This is a genomic window from Paenarthrobacter histidinolovorans (assembly GCF_014647595.1).
Lineage (GTDB): Bacteria > Actinomycetota > Actinomycetes > Actinomycetales > Micrococcaceae > Arthrobacter > Arthrobacter histidinolovorans.
In genome coordinates this window covers 575078-595737 of sequence record NZ_BMPM01000003.1, presented here as the reverse complement: position 1 = coordinate 595737, position 20660 = coordinate 575078, and the positions used below count along the sequence as shown (strand labels likewise).

16 protein-coding genes are annotated in these 20660 nt (G+C 63.8%); 12 read left to right on the top strand and 4 right to left on the bottom strand.

Annotation, left to right across the window (positions count from 1 at the left end):
- Positions 1-1063, top strand: a 1063-nt coding sequence (locus IEY62_RS10675) for an HNH endonuclease signature motif containing protein (RefSeq protein ID WP_407671494.1), incomplete at its 5' end; no start/stop codon positions are given.
- An 85-nt stretch (positions 1064-1148) separates the two neighbouring features.
- On the opposite strand, the gene IEY62_RS10670 is transcribed toward IEY62_RS10675, so the two are convergent.
- The 4 genes from IEY62_RS10670 to IEY62_RS10655 all read right to left on the bottom strand — a co-directional run bounded on the left by IEY62_RS10670 (position 1149) and on the right by IEY62_RS10655 (position 4682).
- The gene (locus IEY62_RS10670; protein ID WP_189017201.1) at positions 1149-2402 is read right to left on the bottom strand and encodes an RNA polymerase sigma factor; all 1254 of its coding nucleotides are present in this window, start codon (positions 2400-2402) and stop codon (positions 1149-1151) included.
- 37 nt (positions 2403-2439) lie between these two features.
- Complete coding sequence (locus tag IEY62_RS10665) at positions 2440-2859, bottom strand: YciI family protein (RefSeq protein ID WP_189017198.1); 420 nt, start codon at positions 2857-2859, stop codon at positions 2440-2442.
- A 175-nt stretch (positions 2860-3034) separates the two neighbouring features.
- Complete coding sequence (locus IEY62_RS10660; RefSeq protein ID WP_189017195.1) at positions 3035-3592, bottom strand: Clp protease N-terminal domain-containing protein; 558 nt, start codon at positions 3590-3592, stop codon at positions 3035-3037.
- Between the two features lie 154 nt (positions 3593-3746).
- Positions 3747-4682 carry a 5'-3' exonuclease gene (locus tag IEY62_RS10655; RefSeq protein WP_189017191.1) on the bottom strand — a complete coding sequence of 312 codons (936 nt, stop codon included), beginning with the start codon at positions 4680-4682 and terminating at the stop codon, positions 3747-3749.
- Between the two features lie 198 nt (positions 4683-4880).
- Between IEY62_RS10655 and IEY62_RS10650 the strand changes: the two genes are divergently transcribed.
- The 11 genes from IEY62_RS10650 to IEY62_RS10600 all read left to right on the top strand — a co-directional run bounded on the left by IEY62_RS10650 (position 4881) and on the right by IEY62_RS10600 (position 20601).
- Positions 4881-6815: an FAD-binding monooxygenase gene (locus IEY62_RS10650; RefSeq protein ID WP_189017188.1), complete on the top strand. Its 1935-nt coding sequence runs from the start codon at positions 4881-4883 to the stop codon at positions 6813-6815.
- Between the two features lie 245 nt (positions 6816-7060).
- Entirely contained in the window at positions 7061-7915 is an 855-nt protein-coding gene (locus IEY62_RS10645; protein ID WP_229785217.1) for a MurR/RpiR family transcriptional regulator, read from the top strand.
- A gap of 52 nt (positions 7916-7967) precedes the next feature.
- The gene (locus IEY62_RS10640) at positions 7968-8873 is read left to right on the top strand and encodes an NAD(P)-dependent oxidoreductase (RefSeq protein ID WP_189017183.1); all 906 of its coding nucleotides are present in this window, start codon (positions 7968-7970) and stop codon (positions 8871-8873) included.
- 27 nt (positions 8874-8900) lie between these two features.
- Positions 8901-10448 (top strand): aldehyde dehydrogenase family protein, encoded by a 1548-nt coding sequence (locus IEY62_RS10635; RefSeq protein WP_189017180.1) that lies wholly within the window; start codon positions 8901-8903, stop codon positions 10446-10448.
- Positions 10449-10459: 11 nt separating this feature from the next.
- Positions 10460-11686, top strand: a complete 1227-nt coding sequence (locus tag IEY62_RS10630; protein ID WP_189017177.1) for an amidohydrolase — start codon at positions 10460-10462, stop codon at positions 11684-11686.
- A complete protein-coding gene (locus tag IEY62_RS10625; protein WP_189017174.1) occupies positions 11683-13059 on the top strand; it encodes a DUF3100 domain-containing protein in 1377 nt (458 codons plus the stop codon). Before IEY62_RS10630 ends, IEY62_RS10625 begins: the two co-directional genes overlap by 4 nt.
- Before the next feature lie 186 nt (positions 13060-13245).
- Complete coding sequence (locus IEY62_RS10620; protein WP_189017171.1) at positions 13246-14544, top strand: SWIM zinc finger family protein; 1299 nt, start codon at positions 13246-13248, stop codon at positions 14542-14544.
- Positions 14541-15974: a DUF5691 domain-containing protein gene (locus IEY62_RS10615; protein WP_189017168.1), complete on the top strand. Its 1434-nt coding sequence runs from the start codon at positions 14541-14543 to the stop codon at positions 15972-15974. Before IEY62_RS10620 ends, IEY62_RS10615 begins: the two co-directional genes overlap by 4 nt.
- Entirely contained in the window at positions 15971-17077 is a 1107-nt protein-coding gene (locus IEY62_RS10610; protein ID WP_189017165.1) for an ATP-binding protein, read from the top strand. The genes IEY62_RS10615 and IEY62_RS10610 overlap by 4 nt, the downstream gene beginning before the upstream one ends.
- A 3-nt stretch (positions 17078-17080) precedes the next feature.
- On the top strand, positions 17081-19411 hold the full coding sequence (locus IEY62_RS10605) for a DUF5682 family protein (RefSeq protein ID WP_189017162.1): 2331 nt from the start codon (positions 17081-17083) through the stop codon (positions 19409-19411).
- On the top strand, positions 19408-20601 hold the full coding sequence (locus IEY62_RS10600; RefSeq protein ID WP_189017159.1) for a VWA domain-containing protein: 1194 nt from the start codon (positions 19408-19410) through the stop codon (positions 20599-20601). The genes IEY62_RS10605 and IEY62_RS10600 overlap by 4 nt, the downstream gene beginning before the upstream one ends.
- Positions 20602-20660 lie beyond the last annotated feature (59 nt).

The following is a 20660-nucleotide window of genomic DNA, read 5'->3' as shown; positions in this document are numbered from 1 at the left end:
CCAAGACGGCCCCGAACCCACCGAAGAAACCCTCCGCCACACCCAAGGCGCGTTCCTCCGCCGCCGACGCCGCTACGGCCTGCACCACCTGGAAATCTTCGCCACCACCGAACAATACGAAACCCTCACCACCGCCATGAACACCGCCACCAACCCCCGACTCACCACCACCCCCGGAAGAACCACCACCAACGCAACCGGGGCCAACACCACCAACACGCTTGGCGCCACCAGCGGCGACACCACCAACACCGCCAGCACTCTTGGGGCCAACAGCGGCGGCACCGTTCAAGACACTGCAACAGGCCCGGAACTGGACCGGCGCTCCCGTGCCCAGAAACTCCTCGACGGCCTCGTCGGCGCCTGCGCAGTAGCCATGACCACCGGCAAACTCCCCTCCAACGGCGGACTCCGACCCCAACTCACCATCACCATCGACCACCACGACCTCTTCACCCAACTCACCGGCACAGACCCGAACCAAGCCAGCACCCCCAACCAGCCCCGCACCCGGAACATCATCAGCACCGGCACCGCGACCGATCAGCCCGGCACCCGGCCCCAAGCCGGCGCCACCACCCCTACCCAAGCCGGCGCCACCACCCCTACCCAGCCCGGCCCCCTGAACCCGCTCAGCACCGGCACCGCGACCTTCACCGGCCCGCTCCACCCCAACACCATCCGGAAAATAGCCTGCGACGCCGAAATCCTCCCCGTCCTGCTCGGCACCGACTCCCAAATCCTCGACATCGGCCGCACCACCCGGATCTTCCCACCCCACATCCGCAAAGCCATCACCGCCCGCGACGGCGGCTGCGCCTTCCCCGACTGCACCCTCCCCGCACCCTGGTGCGAAGCCCACCACATCACCTACTGGTCACAAGGCGGCACCACAGGAACAGAGAACGGTACACTCCTCTGTTCCCACCACCACCACCTCATCCACAAAGAACAATGGACCATCACCATGAACACCGGAGTCCCCTGGTTCATCCCCCCACCCCACATCGACCCCCACCAAGCACCACGACGCAACCACCACCACACACCCCACAGAACATGAGCACGGACGGAGTGAACGTGAGACACCTATCGCAATCGGAACCTGCCAAGGTCCGGGATGATTCGCCAATCCCGGCGATCTCCGCCTACTTCTTGCCCAGTTGCGCGATCTTCCGCTCCAGGGCAGTCCTTTCGGCTGCGTTCGTGGTGCGGCCGAGCGCCAGTTTCAGTGCCTCTTCGGCCTCTGCGTGGCGACCAAGGCGTGTCAGCATCTCGCCCTTCACCGATGGCAGAAGCTGCGATCCCTCCAACTCTCCCCGAGCTGCGAGCGAATCCACGAGCTTCAGGCCGGCAGCGGGCCCTGAGGCCATGGCCACAGCAACCGCCCGATTCAGTTCAACGACAGGAGACCGGGTGAGCCGCCCAAGAGCTTCATACAAGACGACAATCCTTTGCCAATCCGTATCTTCCGTCGTTCGGGCGATCGCATGGCATTCGGCAATCGATGCCTGCAGCCCATACGTACCAAGGCCTTGTGCTGCGCTGACCGCTCTCGCGAGTGCCGCCCGGCCCCGCCGTATGGCGGACTGGTCCCAGCGCCGTCGATCCTGGTCAGCAAGGAGGACTGGATTCCCATCCGGGTCAAGCCTTGCCGGGAATCTGGCGGCCGTGAGTTCCATTAGCGCGAGCAACCCGTACACTTCGGGTTCAGGCGCCAGTCGGACAAGCACCCGGGCGAGCCGCTGCGCTTCGCCGACCAGTTCTGTCCGCATCCACGAGTCCCCCGAGGAGGCAAAGGACCCCTCAGTGAAAATCAGGTAAACCACGTGAAGGACTGATCCAAGCCGCTCGGGAATCTCGTGGGGCTCCGGCACGGCAAACGGTATGTGGGCTGCCGCAAGGGTCTTTTTGGCGCGGGTGATGCGGGCCTGGATGGTAGGAAGCGGAACCAGGAACGCCTTGGCGATTTCATCGGAACCCATGCCGCCAACCACCCTCAATGTCAGGGCAAGGCGCGCTTCTTTCGACATTACCGGGTGGCAGGAGATGAACATCAAGGCCAGTACGTCGTCGTCTATGGCATCCGGGTTGAACAGCGTATCCACTCCGGGCTCCTCATGGACGAGATTGCGGGCCAACAGGGCATACTTTTCGTCCTGGGCCGAACGTCGTCGGAAGGTGTCGATGGCCCGGCGCCGTCCGGCAGTCAACAGCCAACCTGCTGGTTCCAGCGGGATACCGTTGACAGACCACGACACGATCGCTTCTGCGAGGGCTTCCTGGGCGAGGTCCTCGGCAAGCGGGAAATCGCCCGTGTAACGGGCCAGAGCGCCGACGATGCGGGCAGATTCGCTCCGCCACACTGCCTCGACGGCGGCCCTGGCCTCGTTGCTGCTCACGCGGCCTGCCGCTTCCCCAGCAAGCCCGCATAAGGTTTCAGAGTTGCCCGGTCTGCTCGCGCCAGGCACGTTCCTTTTGAATCCATTCGTTGTCCTGGGGGAACTCGTCGATGCTCGTCACGCGGCGGATTTCGGTTTTGGTGCCTGCGGTCATTGGCGCCCTCTTGGCCCATTCGACAGCTTCCTGCCGGGACGCGACATCAAGAATGTAGAAGCCACCGAAAAGCTCCTTCGTTTCACCATACGGACCGTCAGTGACCACGGGGGTTTCTCCCGTGAAATCCACCACCACGGTCTCCTTGGGATCCTCCAAACCTTCAGCGGCGAGCAATACTCCTGCCCGGATCAGCTCGTCGTTGAATTTTCCCATTGCTTCGAGGATGTCGTTGAAGTCGATGTTCTCGAACTTGGCGTAGGAATCGTCGTCTGCCCGCATGATCAACATGTACTTTGCCATCTGGCTCAATCTCCTGGGTTATGGAAGGTCGCCCTTCGACCTTCTCACCCATAGGTCGAACGGTGCGAGGACAAATCGACAACGGTTGCAAAAAAGTTTCCAGCGGCACGAAAAAGGATCCCCCGGAATAGTCCAGGGGATCCTCGGTGCCCCACGAGGGGGTTGTCACGGCGTACTAGCGCCCGCCACCTCCGATGACTCCTGCCTCAACGGCCTTGGTCACGGCATCGGCTTCTGCCTGCGTCAGCTTTCCGTCCGTTACGGCCTTGTCGAGTCGGGTTTTGAGGGCGGCAGCACGCTGTGCCTGCCCTTCAGAGCGGATCTCTTCCAACGCCGTAGTGACCTTTGCTTCGTCAACGCCCAGCGCCGAAGCGAGGGACTTGGCCAACGCGGCATCGCGGGCCGACGGATCCGGCTTGCTGCCCTCTGTTCCCTCCGCAGGCGGGGTGGTTGGCTTGTTCGCTTCGCGGAAGGCCTTAAGTGCGTCGGAGACCTTGGTCTCGTCCACACCCAGCTTGGTGGCCAGTTCGGATGCGATCTTGCCGCCGTCCCGTCCGTGCCCATGCCCGCCGGGCCTTCCACCCTGGTCCGAAGGAGTGCTCGCATCGGTGGAGGATGTAGCGCTCGGTGTCGGCGTGGTGGCTGCTGTCGCGATGCTGGTCACACCCAATCCGGCGCCCAACGCAAGCGCTCCGGCTGCAACTCCCAGGGTTATTCTCTTGGTTTTCGACATATGCCTCTCCTCAATCCCTTGCTACGGGTGTTGTCTGAGGGACGGTCCAGTGTTCCGTCCTCTTAACACGATGAGGGTCGAACCCCAGACCATCCTGTCCTGAACCTATGACCAAGCTGTGAATGCATGTTTGGACGTTGAACGGACAGCGACGTCAGTGGACGCGGTCCAGCGCGTCGAGGAGCCTTTTGACGGAGCCGCCAAGGTTCCATTCCGTGGCCAGCAGCTCCAGCTCGGAGCGCGCAGCGCCCGTTACAGGGATAAGTTCCGCCCCCGTTTCCTCCAGGGACGGGACTTTAAGGTCTCGAACAACATTGACGACGGCGGGAGCAACCTTGAGATAGTCCGCCGCACCTGACAGCTTGGCGCGGACAGAAGCCGACAAACCGCCGTCGGGATCCTCCGCCGCCTCCAGCAGCCCTTGCAGGGTACCGTGCTCGCCAAGCAGTCCGGCTGCTGTTTTTTCGCCGATCCCGGCCACCCCGGGAAGGCCGTCGGAGGCGTCGCCGCGGAGGGTGGCAAAGTCTGCGTACTGCTGAGGCAGCACCTTGTATTTGCCGACCACCACTGCCTCAGTGACCAACTCCAGGTTCCTCATCCCGCGCGCTGTGTAGATCACGCGTACACCGCGCTGGTCATCGACGAGTTGGAAGAGGTCGCGGTCACCGGTCACGACATCGGTCGGGAACGTGGCCAGACTGGCATAGGTGCCCACCACGTCATCGGCCTCGTGCTCGTCGACGCCCACCACAGCTATCCCGGCGAGTTCCAGCACTTTGCGGATCATGGGGATCTGCGCCTCGAGCGGGTCTGGGACAACTTCGACGTCGGGACCGTCCGGAACGATTTCCGCGACGCGGTGGGATTTATAGCTGGGGATCAGGGCAACACGCCACTGGGGACGCCAGTCGTTGTCCCAGCAGGCGACCACGTGGGTGGCCTCGTAGTCGGTGACGAGGCGGGCAATCATGTCCATCAGGCCGCGCACGGCATTGACCGGAGTCCCGTCCGAACGCCGGATGGAGTCCGGCACACCATAGAAGGCGCGAAAGTAGAGGGAGGCTGTGTCCAGGAGCATCAGTCGAGGCATACCTGATCCTGACACGCCACGGGTCAAATCCACAGGAACCCATCTCCTTCAAGTGCGGACAGTCGGATGACTTGAAGAGCACTGTGACCGGCATTACGATATAACGAGCGATAATAGAACATCGTGTTCTATTATCGAACACAGATCGTTCTTCAGCCACAAAACGTTCTCCAGCCCACAAAGAAGTGAGGAAAGCCCGTGCAGTTCCACCATCACGGTTATGTATCAGGTGACCCGCGGGTCGAACCGGCGGCCGGCGTCGGAATCAACCGGCCGTCAGCGCTTCCGGATGAAGTCGACGTCCTCATCGTGGGCACCGGCCCCGCCGGGATGTTGACGGCGGCCCAGCTCGCCCAGTTCCCGGGAGTCACCACACGTATCATCGAGCGCCGCCCCGGCAGGCTCGCCATCGGCCAGGCCGACGGCATCCAGGCCCGGAGCGTCGAGACCTTCCAGGCCTTCGGCTTCGCAGAGCGCATCACCGCCGAGGCATACCGCATCACCGAAATGGCCTTTTGGAAGCCGGATCCGGCTGATCATTCCCGGATTGTCCGGGCCGCCCGCGCGGTGGATGATCCTGCAGGGATCAGCGAATTCCCGCACCTGATCGTCAATCAGGCCCGCGTCCTGGACTATTTTGCCGAGTTCATGGCCAACTCCCCCACCCGAATGGTCCCGGACTATGGATACGAGTTCCGCAGCCTGAAGGTGACCGGCGACGGGGACTACCCGGTGGAGGTCACCCTTGGTCACACCGCCGGTGCCAACGAGGGCGGGGAGCGCATCATCCGGGCCAAGTATGTGGTGGGCGCGGACGGTGCACGCAGCAAGGTCCGCGAATCGATTGGCTGCCACTTGGCCGGAGACCAGGCCAACCACGCCTGGGGCGTCATGGACGTCCTCGCGGTCACCGATTTCCCGGACATCCGGACAAAATGCGCCATCCAGTCCGGCAACGGCGGCAGCATCCTGTTGATACCCCGCGAGGGCGGACACCTTTTCCGGATGTACGTGGACCTCGGCGAGGTTGCAGCCGATGACCACGGGGCCGTACGGAAGACCACCATCGAGCAGATCATCCAGAAGGCGAATGACATTCTGCACCCGTACACGCTGGATGTCCGCAACGTCGCCTGGCACAGCGTGTACGAGGTCGGCCACCGCCTTACAGACAGGTTCGACGACGTCCTGCCGGAGGACCGCGGTACGCGCACCCCACGGGTGTTCATCACCGGCGACGCGTGCCACACCCACAGCGCCAAGGCCGGCCAGGGGATGAACGTCTCCATGCAGGACGGCTTCAACATCGGCTGGAAACTCGGCCATGTCCTTGAAGGCCGCAGCCCCGAAAGCCTCCTGGACACCTACTCGGCCGAACGCCAGGTGGTCGCGAAGAACCTTATCGACTTCGACAAGCAATGGTCCACCCTCATGGCCAAGAAGCCCGAAGAGTTCGAAGACCCCACCGAACTGGAGAACTTCTACACCAGCACCGCCGAGTTCCCGGCAGGCTTCATGACCCAATACGCGCCCTCCATACTCGTTGCCGAGGCACAGCACCAGGAACTCGCAACCGGCTTCCCCGTAGGCAAGCGCTTCAAGTCCGCGGCTGTACAGAGGGTCTGCGACACCAACCCCATGCACCTGGGCCACCATGCCAAGGCGGATGGCCGCTGGCGGATTTATGTCTTCGCCGACGCCGCGAAAGCAGGCGCAGAAGGACCGGTCGCGGACTTCGCCGAGTGGATCGCGAACTCGCCGGACTCGCCGCTGGCCGCGACGCCGTCGAACCTTGACCGGGACGCCTGGTTCGACGTCAAGGTGATCTACCAGCAGGACCACACCACCGTTGACATCAACGCCGTCCCCGCGGCGTTCAAACCCACTGTGGGACCGTTCAAGCTCACTTACCTCGAGAAGGTCTTCGGCACGGACCCGGCCCACGACATCTTCGAGCTGCGCGGCCTCAGCCGCGACGGCGTCGTGGTGCTCGTCCGGCCGGACCAATACGTCGCGAACGTCCTGCCGTTGACGGCGACGGCGGAACTCGGAGCGTTCTTCGCTCCCCTACTCTCCGCGCACCGCTCCGAAACCGCGACGGCGGACACGGGCTTGGTGAGCAATCCGGCCTAGGAATCAGAGGGCAAAGGAATCAGAGAAGTGCCAGGGAGCCTGCCGGGGTCCCCGGCACTTCTCTTTTAACGCCCACACGGTCCCGCCCCGGCTTTCGGGTGGAACTTTTACATGCCTGTAACGCAAACCACTAGCTGCAAGCGAAATTGCAGAGTATGTTAAATGCAATTGAGATTGCCAAGTGATCTGCGTTACAAGGAGTATGAGTCGTGACGAGCAAGCCAGACGAGTCCAGCACCACCACAATGGCGCGGGAATCCGTGGACCACGCCTGGTTGGGAGACGCACTTCCCGAAGTTGCGTTGTCCAAGTCCCAGGCGCGGGTAGTGGAGGTCATCGCGCGGAATCCGCAGTTGTCGTCCTACGCGGACATCGCCGAGATCGCGCAACGCTCGGACGTCAACAATTCCACTGTTGTCCGCACGGCCCAGCGTTTGGGCTACCGCGGCTGGCCTGACCTCCAGCGGGAACTTCGCTCCCGGTACCTGGTGATGATCTCCACGGAGGACACCCTCCTCGAGCACGGCGAACATCACAGTCCCCTCCACGACGCACTCAATCACGACATCGAGAACCTTCGGCTCACCCTTGACTCAAACACTGCCGAGGACGTTGAAGCGGCCATCGCCGCCTTGGCCTCGGCAAAGTCCATCACCACCATCGGCATCGGCTCTTTCGCCGGACCGGCAAGCGTCATGGCCCACCTGGGGTCCACCATGGGATACCCCATCACGCTGGAAAACCGGGGCGGAGTCCATCTGGCCTCCGCAGCCAACAGCCTGGGCCCCGGTGATGTTCTGGTGGTGGTCAATATGTGGCGTTCGGTCCAGCAGATCATCGTCACGGCCGAAGCCGCCAAGCAGTCCGGCGCCACGGTGGTCGCCATCAGTGATATGCGCCGTGGGCGCCTTGCCGCAGCGGCGGACCACCTGCTGATCGTCGCCTCGGAGGGAATCTCGTTCTTCCAGTCCGTGACCGCCGCCAATTCGATGGTTTACGGCCTGCTGGCCGGCATGGAAGCGGCGCACCCGGAACGAAGTCGAGCTGCCATCAGGCGCACCCAACAATTGTGGAAAGACCTGGATATCTACCTGGACTGACGCGCCCTGTTGGCCACCACATTCTTCCTCCATCACCCCACTAGGAGCATTCATGAGCAACACCCGTCGCATCGCCGTCGTCGGCCTCGGATCCATGGGAGGTGCCATGGCGTCCACCCTGCACCGCGCCGGCTGGGACGTCACCGGCTTTGATCCCTCCGAAGCTGCCCGGAACGCAGCTGCCGCAACCGGAATCACCACCACGGCAGCACTCCGCGAACTGGCCGGCATCCCTTATGCCGTCCTGTCCCTGCCATCGGCCCAAATCGTCGAGGCAACAGTGCCGGTGCTCCTCTCCGCACCGGGCACCGTCGCAATCATTGACACCACCACCTCCGAGCCGGGAACCAGTACGTCCATGGCAACCCTGGCCGAATCCCACGGCGCATCGTTCGTGGACGCGCCGGTCTCCGGGGGACGAGAAGGCGCAGCAACGGGAACGCTGAGTGCGTTCGTTGGAGCCACGGACGCTGCCGTAGTGGCCGCACAGCCCGTCCTCGAAGCCCTCACTGGCGGTCAGTATGCCCACATCGGCGGCACCGGCAGCGGAAACGTCGTCAAACTGCTGAACAACGTTCTCGCCGCAGCCAATCTGGTCTCCGTGGGAGAGGCACTGGGAGTGGCCAAGGCCTACGGAATCGATCCCGCGGTAGCTGCCGCAAGCATCAGCAACGCCTCCGGAGGCAGCAAAGTCTCAGCCGCGATGTACCCCAATTGGGTTCTGACCGGCACCCACGACTCCGGATTCTCCCTCGGCCTCATGGCCCGCGATGCCGCACTGGCCATCGACATCGCGCGTCAGGTCGGCGAACGGCCGGATCTGCTGGCAGCCGCGGCCGATCAGTGGCAGACAGCCCTGGCAGCCCTGGGTCCGGCCGCCGACTTCACCGAAATCGCCAGGACCGTGGCGCCCGCAGTGACCCCCGCCGGCGCCCCCGGCACAACGCACATCGCCTAGCGCTCCCAGCAACAGAAGGACATGACCTTGAGCATCACCACAGCCCCCGCGGCTTCCTCCCACACAACAGCACGCACAGTCCTGGACGCTGCCTTCCCCTCAGGGCTTGGCGCGTTCGTCGACGGAAAGGTCGTCCCCGGCTCAGGCACCTCCATCACGCTGACGTCCGCGGCCACGGGTGACGCCTTTGCCACCTACGCCGACCCCGGCACCGAAGGCGCCGGCGCCATCCTCCAAAGCTCCGTCCGGGGCGCGGCCGCGTGGGGATCCCTGAACGGCTTCGAACGTGCTGCCATCCTCCGCAACGTCAGCAGGGTGGTCGAAGCACACACCGAAGAACTTGCGATCCTCGAATCCGCCACCACGGGAAAGCCCATCCGCGACGCCCGCGTTGAAGCATCCAAGGTAGCCGAAATGTTCGGCTACTACGCAGGCTGGGCGGACAAGCTCACCGGCCAGACCATCCCCGTGCCGGGCCCGTGGCACACCTACACAGAGCGGGTTCCGTGGGGCGTTATCGTCGCGATCACTCCGTGGAATGCCCCGCTGTTCACGGCGGGCTGGAACTCAGCAGCGCCGCTGGCAGCTGGCAACGCCGTCATCGTCAAGCCAAGCGAATTCACGCCGGCTACAACCGTCCGGCTCGCCCAGCTGGCCCATGAAGCCGGGCTTCCCGACGGCGTCTTCAACGTGGCCGTGGGACTCGGACAGACCGTCGGAGCTACCCTCACGTCCGATCGCCGTGTCGGAAAAGTCAGCTTCATCGGTTCCGTGCCCACCGGCCGCCGGGTTGCCGTAGCCGCTGCCGAAGCCGGAATTCCGGCCCTGTTGGAGCTTGGCGGCAAGAGTGCCAACATTGTCTTCGCCGACGCCGACCTGGAGCGCGCTGCCGACGGCGCCATCTCCGCGATCTTCTCCGGCGCCGGACAATCCTGCGTGGCCGGCTCGCGGCTTCTGGTGGAACGCAGCGTGCACGCCCGGTTTGTTGAGTTGGTGGCCGAACGTGCTGCGCGGCTTCGGGTTGGGGATCCCCTGGACGCCGCCACCGAGGTGGGGCCGATCATCACCGCACCCCAATTCGCAACCGTCACCTCACTGATTGAGCAGGGAATCAACGACGGCGGCCGCCGGCTTACGGGCGGAACGTTGCCAGGGTCCTTGGCGGATTCGCCTCTTGCCGGTGGTCACTGGGTCATGCCGACGCTGCTGGATGGCGTAACGCCGGCAAACCGCCTGGAGACAACTGAAGTCTTTGGCCCAGTAGTCGGTGCCGACGCCTTTGATACCGAAGCCGAAGCGATTGCCCGGGCAAACAACACCAACTTTGGCTTGGCCGGCGCTGTGTGGACCTCGGACGTTTCCCGGGCCCACCACATCGCCCGTGAGGTGAAGGCAGGAACGTTCTGGATCAACTCGTACAAGACCATCCATGTTGCAGTTCCCTTTGGGGGCTTCGGCGATTCCGGCCACGGCCGTTCCTCCGGACCCGGTGTGTTGGACGAGTACACGCAGACCAAGGCAGTTTGGGTGCCCACCCGGGCGGCCGGCTCCCCGTTCCCTTCGCTGTCCTACTAGGAGGAGGAATCATGGAAACCACGACTACCGCTTCCCCTTCTGATCCGCTGCGTCAAGCCCTGGCGGAAGGCGTCACATCCTGGAGACCCCGGGTTCAGGCGCTTTCGGAGTTCCTGCACGCCAACCCCGAGATCTCCTTCCAGGAGGTCCGGGCCGCAGAATCCATTACGGCCCTGCTCACTGAAGGCGGCTTTGACGTCATCCACGGAACGGCGGGGCTGCCGACAGCTTTCACCGCTACCGCAGGAACCGGTGACCTTACAGTTGCCCTCTGCGTGGAATACGATGCTCTGCCCTCAGTGGGCCACGCCTGTGGTCACAACCTGATCGCAGGGGCTTCAATAGCTGCGGCCTTGGCCCTGCTCCCCCACGTGGACGAACTCGGCATCACGCTGAAGGCGATCGGCACTCCGGCCGAGGAACACGGCGGCGGAAAAGTACTGATGCTCGAGCGTGGCGCCTTCGACGGCGTCGGCCTTGCGTTGATGGTCCACCCGGTCCAGGACGGTGTCACCTACAACCCCGCCGGGACAACGGCCCAGGCAGTGGGCCGTTATGAGGCTGTGTTCACCGGCAAGGCTGCCCATGCGGCTGCCGCCCCGCACCTGGGTGTCAACGCCGGGGATGCAGCAGTGCTCAGCCAGGTGGCGATCGGCTTGCTCCGACAGCAGATACCGGGAGACCACCGCGTCGCCTGCTACGTAGCGGAGGCCGGCCACGTCACCAACATCATTCCGGATCACGCCGTTGTTCAGTTCGAGTGCAGGGCCTTCACGCTCCCGGAGTATGAGGCATTGCTCGAAAGGGTCAAGCGCTGTTTCGAAGGTGCCGCACTTGCAACCGGGACCACCCTGGAGATCACTGCGGCGGAACCCCTCTATGAGCCGCTGATCCAGGACGGCGAACTTGCCGCCCACTGGACCGAAGCCATGGACGCGTTCGGCAAAGACACCTCCCCGGCGGCAGGAATGGGCGGGGGCTCCACCGACATGGGCAACATCTCCCAGGTCATTCCTTCCTTGCATCCTTGGCTGAGCATTCCCGGGGCCAACGTACCCATCCACTCGCACGGCTTTGCAGCTCTTGCGAACACGCCCGAGGCACACGCCGTCATGTTCGAGGCAGCCACCGCGCTGGCTTGGACTGTGGCGGGTGCCGCAACAAATCCCCAACAGAGAGAGCGCTTCGTCAACGCGGCCTACCGCACTGAAGCCCCGATCCAGGAAGCAACATCATGACCACCAGCACCGAAACCGCGCGGACGGACAAAGCCGGAACACGGCTTACCCTTCCGATTGCCGCACTCGCGTTTGTCATCGCCCTTGCGGTCCAGTTCATCGGCCAAGCCAAGATTGATCTCGGCATTGGTGCGATCGTCATCTTCCCCATGGTGTGGGGACTCATTCTCGGCCTGTTGGTCTCCATCCAGAAGTTCAAGCCACTCGGCCTCGACCTCCAACGTGTTGCGGCGGCCCTCGTAGGCGTCGCGGTTCTTCTTCTGGTGGCCAGGCTCGCCTTCAACATCGGGCCGAGCCTGCCGAGCCTCATCAAGGCCGGCCCCGCACTGCTGCTGCAGGAAGTGGGCCACCTGTTGGGAACCATCGTGCTGGCGCTGCCCCTGGCTGTGCTGCTGCGTATGGGCAAGGCAACGGTGGGCGCCACGTTCTCCCTTGACCGCGAACCCTCCTTCGCCATGGTCTCGGAGAAGTACGGCCCGGATTCGGATCAGTACCGCGGCGTTCTGGCCATGTACGTCTTTGGTACCTTGTTCGGTGCCATCTTCATCACCCTGCTGACCTCGCTCGTGGCCAACTGGAAAATCTTCGATCCCCTGGCTCTGGCCATGGGGGCGGGCGTGGGTTCCGGCTCCATGATGGCCGCCTCCGCGGCGAGCATCATCGCCGCCTACCCTGGGGACCAGGAAGCCATCCTTGGCATGGCTGCCGTCTCCAACCTCATCACCACCATCCTGGGCGTCTACGTTGGCATCTACATTGCCTTGCCCGTGGCAGACCGCTTCTACAAAGTGCTCACCCGCAACAAGGAACCGCAGGAGGCTGCAGCCGGCATGGCTTCGGCTCCCCGGACCCGCACCGCGTCCGAGGTGGTGCAGGACGAAGTCCAGGCCGAAGAGAACCGCCGCTTCCGCGAAGAGGTCGCCAAGTCATCGGCAGCCATGAAGTTGCCACTGTGGCTTTCCCTGTCCGTCCTGACGGTGTTGGGTGTTGGTACCGCTGCAGTGGCCGCGAAGGGTCTGAGCCTGTCCATCCTGGCCGGCTACGGAATCATGCTGGCCCTGGTCCTCGTCAGCTTGTTCCTTGCAAAGGTCACCAGGAAGATCTCCGCCATCGTTTTCATCACCACCATCGGTGCGTACATTTCCAGCCCGTGGTTCTTCGGCTCCGGCGTCTTGAATGAAGCCGTCAAGACGGTGGACTTCCTCTCCATCGCCACGGTGATGCTCACGTTGGCAGGGCTCTCCCTCGGCAAGGACATTCCCCTGCTGCGCACCATCGGCTGGAAAATCATTCCAGTGGGCCTCGTCGCCATTACTGCGTCGTTCCTGCTTTCCACAATCATCGCCGAGTTCGCCTTGGGATTCTGGCACTGACAGAACGTCCTCCGGCTTCGGCCCGGATACCCGTCACGAGCGGGAATCCGGGCCGTTTCCGCTGCTCGGTAACAGCGGTAGTTGCTCCCGGCCTGGTGGAATGTCCAGGCCATGCCCCGGGTCCGGCCTTCGACTCTGTGGGTCAGGTTTGCAAAAGTGTCGGAGCGGTCAGGCAGAATAAACGTCATGGGGCGTTGGAGTGAAGAGAGAGTAATCAGCGCCGCCCCCGATTCGTCGTCCCTCGCCGCAGCCCGCAAACTGGCTCACCCGGGGCCGTGGTCAGAGTCGGGCAGCAACGATGTACTCGTCTGGGGCAAGTGCCAAGGTAGTGGCAAGACGCCGTATCAGGTGAGCGTGGACGTCGTTGCGCCTGCTTACCGGTGCTCGTGCCCCAGCCGGAAGTTTCCCTGCAAGCATGCACTGGCGCTGCTTCTTCTCTGGGCCCGTGGCGAGGCAGCTGAGGCAGGGGCGGAGGCGGCCGGTTTCGCACAGGAATGGGCGGCTCAACGCGCGGACCGCGCCACGGCCAAGGAACAACGGCAATCCGGGCAGCCGGCAGATCCGGAAGCGCAGGCCAAACGCCTGGCGGCCCGGCTGGCCTTGATGGATGCAGGGATCGCGGACTTTTCCCGGTGGCTCACCGACGTCGCCAGGACAGGACTCGCTGCTGCCCGGCAGCAACCCTATTCGTGGTGGGATGGCGTAGCTGCGCGCTTGGTGGATGCCCAACTTCCCGGGCTGGCCGAACAGGTGCGGGAGATGGCTTCCGAGGTCAATGCGAGGGCTGATTGGGCCGACCACCTCCTGGTCAATGTCGGACGCTGGTGGGCACTGACCAAGGCCTGGTCGCAACGGGACAGCCTTGCGCCAGGGGAATTCGCCGACCTCAGGGCCGCCCTCGGCTGGGCAACGGCGTCATCCGATGTCCAAGGAAAGGAGTCCTTGCCTGGTCCATGGCTTGTACTCGGCGCCCACCGCAGTGATGACGGCAGGCTGCAGCAACAACGGACGTGGCTTCGCTCGCCGGAAGGGACCGTCGTCGTCGTTCTTGACTTTGCCAGCCAGGGGCAGAGCCTGGCGACACCTCAACTCGCGGGAGCGTTACTGAACACAACCGTGGCACGCTATCCGGGCTCGGCGCCGCAGCGGGCCATGTTCACCAGCCCCGTTGAGCCGCAAGGCACGGCCGCTGGGCTCGGCGACGGCGGCACCATAGCCACGGCGCTGCTGCAGGAGTCGGCTGCGGTGGCAGCCTCACCATGGCGGATCCGGCATCCTGTACTGCTCGGCAACGTTACGGTCAGCCCCGAGGACGCCGGCTGGATTCTCGACGGCGACGGCCAGGCACTTCCGTTGCTGGATGCCCCGCTCGACTCCCTGTTGGCACTCACGGGCGGGCATGCGGTATCCATGTTTGGCGAACTGGAAGACGGACACTTCCGCCCGCTCACGGTCGTGGTGAACGAAAAGGTGGTTACGCCGTGACGTGGTTCGACGAGCTCCGTACCAGTGCGCTGGTGGGCACGGTCAGGCACGAAGCTCCGGCTCCGCCTCCGGAGTTGGGCGTCCTGGCTCCGGTCGGTTTGTCCCGGGAAGAGTTCCTGCTGGACCAGGCCGCGATGGCAGATGTCGTAAGAAGGTCATCCCGTACAGCCTCCATGCCGACTGATGCTTTCCGAATCACACCTGCGCCCGTCGACTCCAAAACCGAGGCCACCGGCGAAGCAGCCCGCCTCCTTGAACTCCTGCTCCACCAGCCACCGGTAGGGCTGGGCTTGAGGAACCAGCTGGTAGCGGACTGGCTGTTTCTTGCTGCAGAATCCCGACGACGGGTCCCGCACCGGCAGCTTCCAGCGTTGTTCTTGCTGGCCGCGAACGACGCCGCGGTATACAGGGCTTTGAACCCGGCCATCGGTACACGCGGTCTGTGGCTTCAGGATGTCAGCCCATCGTGGTCGCCCCGGTCCGGGCCGGCTCAAGACAATGGTGGTTCCGGCACCGGAACTGCGCCTGGTCCTGCAGAACCAGATGCAACCGCCCGGGAACAGTTGACCTCCGATTGGAGCTCCCTTAGTGCCCGTGCACGTCTCAGCCTTCTGAAGATCGTAGGAACCGGAGTGCGCCCTGACGACGAAGATTTGCTGGAACGGGGACTGGACGACAAAGCCAAGGGCGTACGGGAAATGGCCGCCGAGCTGTTGAATCAGCTTCCCCGGAGTGCGCGTGCACGCCGCATGGGCGCACGACTTGCACCTTTGCTCACGGTTAAGGGTTTGCTGAACAAACGCTTCGACATTGATCTCCCGCCCGATCCGGACGCGGCCACCCTCCGGGATGGGATCGCGCCTGTCCCCCGCAACGGCGAACCTGACCGCTTGGCCCGGTTGGACACCATAATTCTTGGCGCTCCGCTGGACGTGTGGATCACCGCTTCCGGCAAGAGTGCCGAGGCCACCGCTTCCATGCTCAAGGAAGAACCCCGGATCCTGGCCGTGCTCGCCACCGTTGCCGCAGGCAGGAACAACCTTGAATGGGTCAGGGCACTGCTCACCGTCAGCTCCGATGCCAGGCTGCTGCACTGCCTCCCCGTTGCAGAGCGCGAGCGGTGGCTTGAGCGGCACATCCGGCACGGGGTGGACGAACCGCTTTCCCTGGCCTCGTTGCTGCGCGAACTTCCTCAGCCCTGGAGCGGCAGCTTGGCCGAAGCAGTCCTGAAAATCATTGCCGGCAAAGACGGTGGTCGTTTGGCATCCGTGCTTGCCGATGTCCTCCCCACAGCACTCCCAGCGGAATCAACACAAGCGTGCCGGCGCCTGCTGGATCGTACGGATGACGATACCGCCCGCCGCCGGGTGCTTCGTGACGCCGTTCAATACCAATCATTCAAACAATCCCTGACGGAGGCCTTCCGATGACCGATGCACAGAACGGGACTAAAGTTCTTCGAGCCCATGCCGAGAACGCCTACGCTGACGAGCTCATCGCATTGGCCGCTGTTGATGATCGCCCACGCCCACCCAGCTGGCAGCTCTCGCCTTGGGCTGTCACCAAGTACATTCTGGGCGGCACCCTTGCCAACGGCGTGGAGATCAGTCCGAAGTATCTGGGCTCCGAGCGACTGGTCGAAATCGCGGTGGCCTCATTGGCCACTGACCGTGCCCTGCTGCTGCTCGGGGTGCCGGGAACCGCCAAGACCTGGCTTGGTGAACACCTGGCCGCGGCCATTTCCGGCTCCTCAACGCTGGTGGTGCAGGGAACGGCGGGGACACCGGAAGAGGCACTGCGCTACGGGTGGAACTACGCTCGTTTGCTGGCTGAGGGACCGTCCAGGGCAGCCATGGTTGCAGGGCCGGTGATGCGTGCCATGGAAACGGGAAGTCTGGTCAGGGTCGAGGAGTTGACGCGAATTCCCTCCGATGTGCAGGACTCCCTTATCACCATCCTCAGCGAGAAGACCCTGCCCATCCCGGAATTGAATGAAGAGGTCCAGGCCCGCAAGGGATTCAACGTCATCGCCACAGCCAACAACCGAGACAAAGGCGTCAACGACCTTTCCTCAGCGCTTCGGCGACGCTTCAATACCGTGGTCTTGCCTCTTCCGGACAGCATCGACCAGGAAGTGGAGATCGTCACCACGCGAGTCCGCAGCCTCGGCCAAGCCCTGGAGCTGCCGGCTGATCTGGCTGCCCTGTCCGAGATCAGGCGCGTGGTCACTGTGATGCGTGAGCTCCGTTCGGGCGTGACGCAGGACCAGCGCACAACCATCAAGTCCCCCTCTGCAACGCTGTCCACCGCGGAGGCGATTTCGGTCATGACCAACGGGCTCTCCCTTGCGGCCCACTTCGGTGACGGCACCGTAAGGGCCGACGACGTCGCGGCCAGCCTGGTGGGCGCGGTCATCAAGGATCCGGTCCAGGATCGTGTGATTTGGCAGGAATACCTGGAAACCGTCGTCCGGAACAGGCCCGAATGGAAGGATCTGTACCGGGCCTGCCGCGATCTCGAATCCTCCAACTAGGCCATGACGGACGTCCACATTCTGGGGATCCGGCATCACGGTCCAGGCTCGGCACACTCGGTGGCCGAAGCCTTGTCCACGCTCAAACCCGACCTGGTCCTGGTGGAGGGGCCACCCGAGCTGGACCAGGTCATCCCCCTTGTCACCGACCCGGACATGGTCCCACCCGTGGCCGGACTGATCTACGCCGTCGACGAGCCCCGGCTGGCTTCCTTTTACCCCATGGCCACTTTCTCGCCGGAGTGGGTAGCGCTCCGATGGGCGGTTTCCACTGGAACCCCGGTCCGGGCCTTGGACCTCCCTGCGGCGCATTCCCTTGCACTGAAGTCGGCATCCGGGGTGGCGCCCGCGGAGATTCCGGCGGATCAGGAGGAAGCCGTACAACCGGACGCTGAGAACTCCGACGACGACTCCACCGCCGGCGGTACCACTGCCACCGATCCACATCAGGCGTACCGCCCGGATGCCATCGGTCTCCTGGCGGAAGCTGCCGGTTACAGCGATGCCGAGCGCTGGTGGGAAGACGCTGTTGAGCAACGCAGCCCGGATCCTGCGGAACGGTTTGAGGCGCTCATCGACGCGATCTCGGAAATCCGCTCCCTGGATAAGCGCCCGGTAGACCATCCCGACGTCGTGGAGAACAACCGCAGGGAAGCGGCCATGAGGCGCATCCTGCGGGCAGCCATACGTGAGGGCCATGATCGGATCGTGGTTGTTTGCGGCGCCTACCACGCGCCGGCGTTGGTTCCCGCCGGTTTTCCGCCGGCCGCAGCCGACAACAAGGTCCTTGCGGGCCTTCCAAAGATCAAGGTCTCTGTCACGTGGGTTCCCTGGACTTCCGACCGTCTCAGTCTGAACAGCGGTTACGGCGCAGGTGTTGCCGCGCCCGGCTGGTACCAGCATCTCTTTGATCATTGGATGGCGCCGGAACCCGCCGGGGACGTCGCCACCACCTGGCTGGTCCGGGTGGCCCATGCCTTGCGCCAACAGAACCTGGATGCATCCACCGCCTCCGTGGTGGAGGCCAGCCGCATGGCCACCACCCTGGCCGCTGTCCGCGGCAGGCCAAGCCCCGGACTCCCTGAACTCGAGGACGCAGCCCAGGCGGTTCTGTGCGATGGGTCCCCACTTCCCTTGGCCCTGGTGCATTCCGAGCTGACAGTGGGCAGGGATCTGGGGACTGTTCCTGACACGGTACCTACGCTGCCGTTGTTAGCTGACCTGGCGGGGAGCCAACGAAAACTCCGCATGAAGGCAAGCGCCATGGAAGAGCTCATGGTCCTGGACTTGCGCAAGCCGAACCACTTGGCCCGCTCCGTACTCCTCCACCGTCTGGCATTGCTGGGCGTGGACTGGGGCATCCCCACGGATAGCGGCCGGACCAGCGGCACTTTCAAGGAGGCGTGGACACTTCAGTGGAGGCCCGAACTGGCGGTGTCCCTAGTGGAAGCCAGCCGTTACGGCACTACGGTCGCCTCAGCTGCTGCTGCCTTCGTCTCAGAAGAAGCCCAGGCCGCGGAGGCACTGGCAACGCTCGGCCGGTTGCTTGAAGGTTGCCTCCTGGCGGATCTGCCCGACGGTATCGCCGGCGTTGTGTCCGCTTTGGCGGCGCGTACGGCCCTTCAACATGATGTTCCTCCCCTCCTGGAGACCATCGCGCCCTTGGCCCGTACCTGCAGGTATGGAAACGTACGCGGCGTTGATGTTGGGGAGGTTCGGAAAATTCTTGAAGCAACCGTGGTGCGGGCCTGCGTGGGCTTGCCAACCGCGTGCGCCGGCCTGGACGATGACGCCGCTTCTGCCATGCGCCGGGCCATCGATTCGGCACAGGATGGCATGACGCTCCTCCCAGGACTTCCCACGGACGACTGGCACACTGCTCTCGGTACCGTCGCATCCTCGGACAAGATCCACGGCTCGGTGGCAGGGCGGGCAACCCGGATTCTCCTGGACGCAGGTTTGGTGGACGCCAATGACGTAGCGTTGCGCCTGGCCCGGCGACTGTCCGTTGCCAGTCCTGCCCCCGGGACGGCGGCATGGTTGGACGGGCTTCTGTCAGGCGACGCAACCCTGTTGATCCATGACCGACGACTCTTGGGGCTGGTCGATGAATGGGTGGACGGTGTACCGGATGACATTTTCGAGGACGTCCTGCCGCTGCTCCGCAGGACATTTTCTGCGTTCAGCCGCCCTGAACGTCGAGAGATTGGCGAACAATTGAGTCGAACGGAGAGCAGCTCGCATGCCGCACCGGCCACATACCTGGACCTGGCTGCCGCCGGCCCGGCGATCAGCACGATGGCGCGGATTCTTGGTTGGGAGGCCCCCGCATGACCGACTTTACTGAGGGCGGAGCGGAGACCCGCGACCGACTGAGCAGGTGGCGCCTGGTGCTGGGTGGGGATGGGGCAGATGGCATTTCCCACGACGGCGCACCCGTCAGGTTGTCCGAGGATGACATGCGCCGCGACCAAGCCCTGGAGGCCCTCTATGGCGACAGTCCGCTGCGCCGCGGTGGCCTTGGTTCTTCGACCCCGCGGGTGGCCCGGTGGCTGGGTGACATCAGGGGCTATTTCCCGTCTTCGGTGGTCCAGGTCATGCAGGCAGATGCCATGGATCGTCTTGGCCTCCGCCAGCTGCTCCTTGAACCGGAGATGCTGCGCACCGTACAGCCGGATATCAATCTGGTCAGCACACTGGTGGGGCTGGGCAAAGTGATTCCCGAAGCCTCGCGGGAGACTGCCCGTTCGGTGGTTCGGCAGGTGACCAAAGAGCTTGAGGATCGGCTACGCGCCAGGACGGTTCAAGCCGTTTCCGGCGCGTTGAACCGTTCGGCCCGGACGCGAAGGCCCAAGCACAGGGACATTGACTGGAACAGGACAATCGCTGCCAACCTCAAGCACTACCAGCCTGATTACCGGACCGTGGTGCCCGAGCGGCTTCTGGGCCACGCCAGGCGGAGTACCGAGATCCAGCGGGAAATCATCCTGTGCATCGACCAGTCGGGTTCCATGGCCGAATCCGTTGTCTATTCCAGCGTTTTCGGCGCCGTGCTCAGTTCCCTCCCGTCGGTCAATACCCGCTTGGTGGTCTTTGATACCGAGGTCGTGGATCTGACCGATGAACTGGATGATCCCGTGGATGTCCTGTTCGGCGTGCAGTTGGGCGGTGGCACGGACATCAACCGTGCGTTGGCCTATTGCCAGGACCAGATCACCAAGCCTGCCGAGACAATCCTGGTATTGATCAGTGATCTTTACGAGGGCGGAATTGCTGAGGAGATGTTGCGCCGGGCTGCGTCGATTGTGGGTGGCGGGACCACCATGATCGCCCTGCTGGCGTTGAGCGACAGTGGCCACCCATCGTTCGACTCCCGTCACGCCGCAGCACTTGCGGGCATTGGCGTGCCCGCTTTCGCATGCACGCCCGACCTCTTCCCGGACATGATGGCCGCCGCAATCGAGCGCAGGGATATCGGCGAGTGGGCAGCTTCGCAGGACATCCCCACCAGCCACGAACAGTAGTCGGGAATCCCGGGCCGATGTACGTGCCCTGCGGGGAACCGGACAGCTGAAAGATCTGG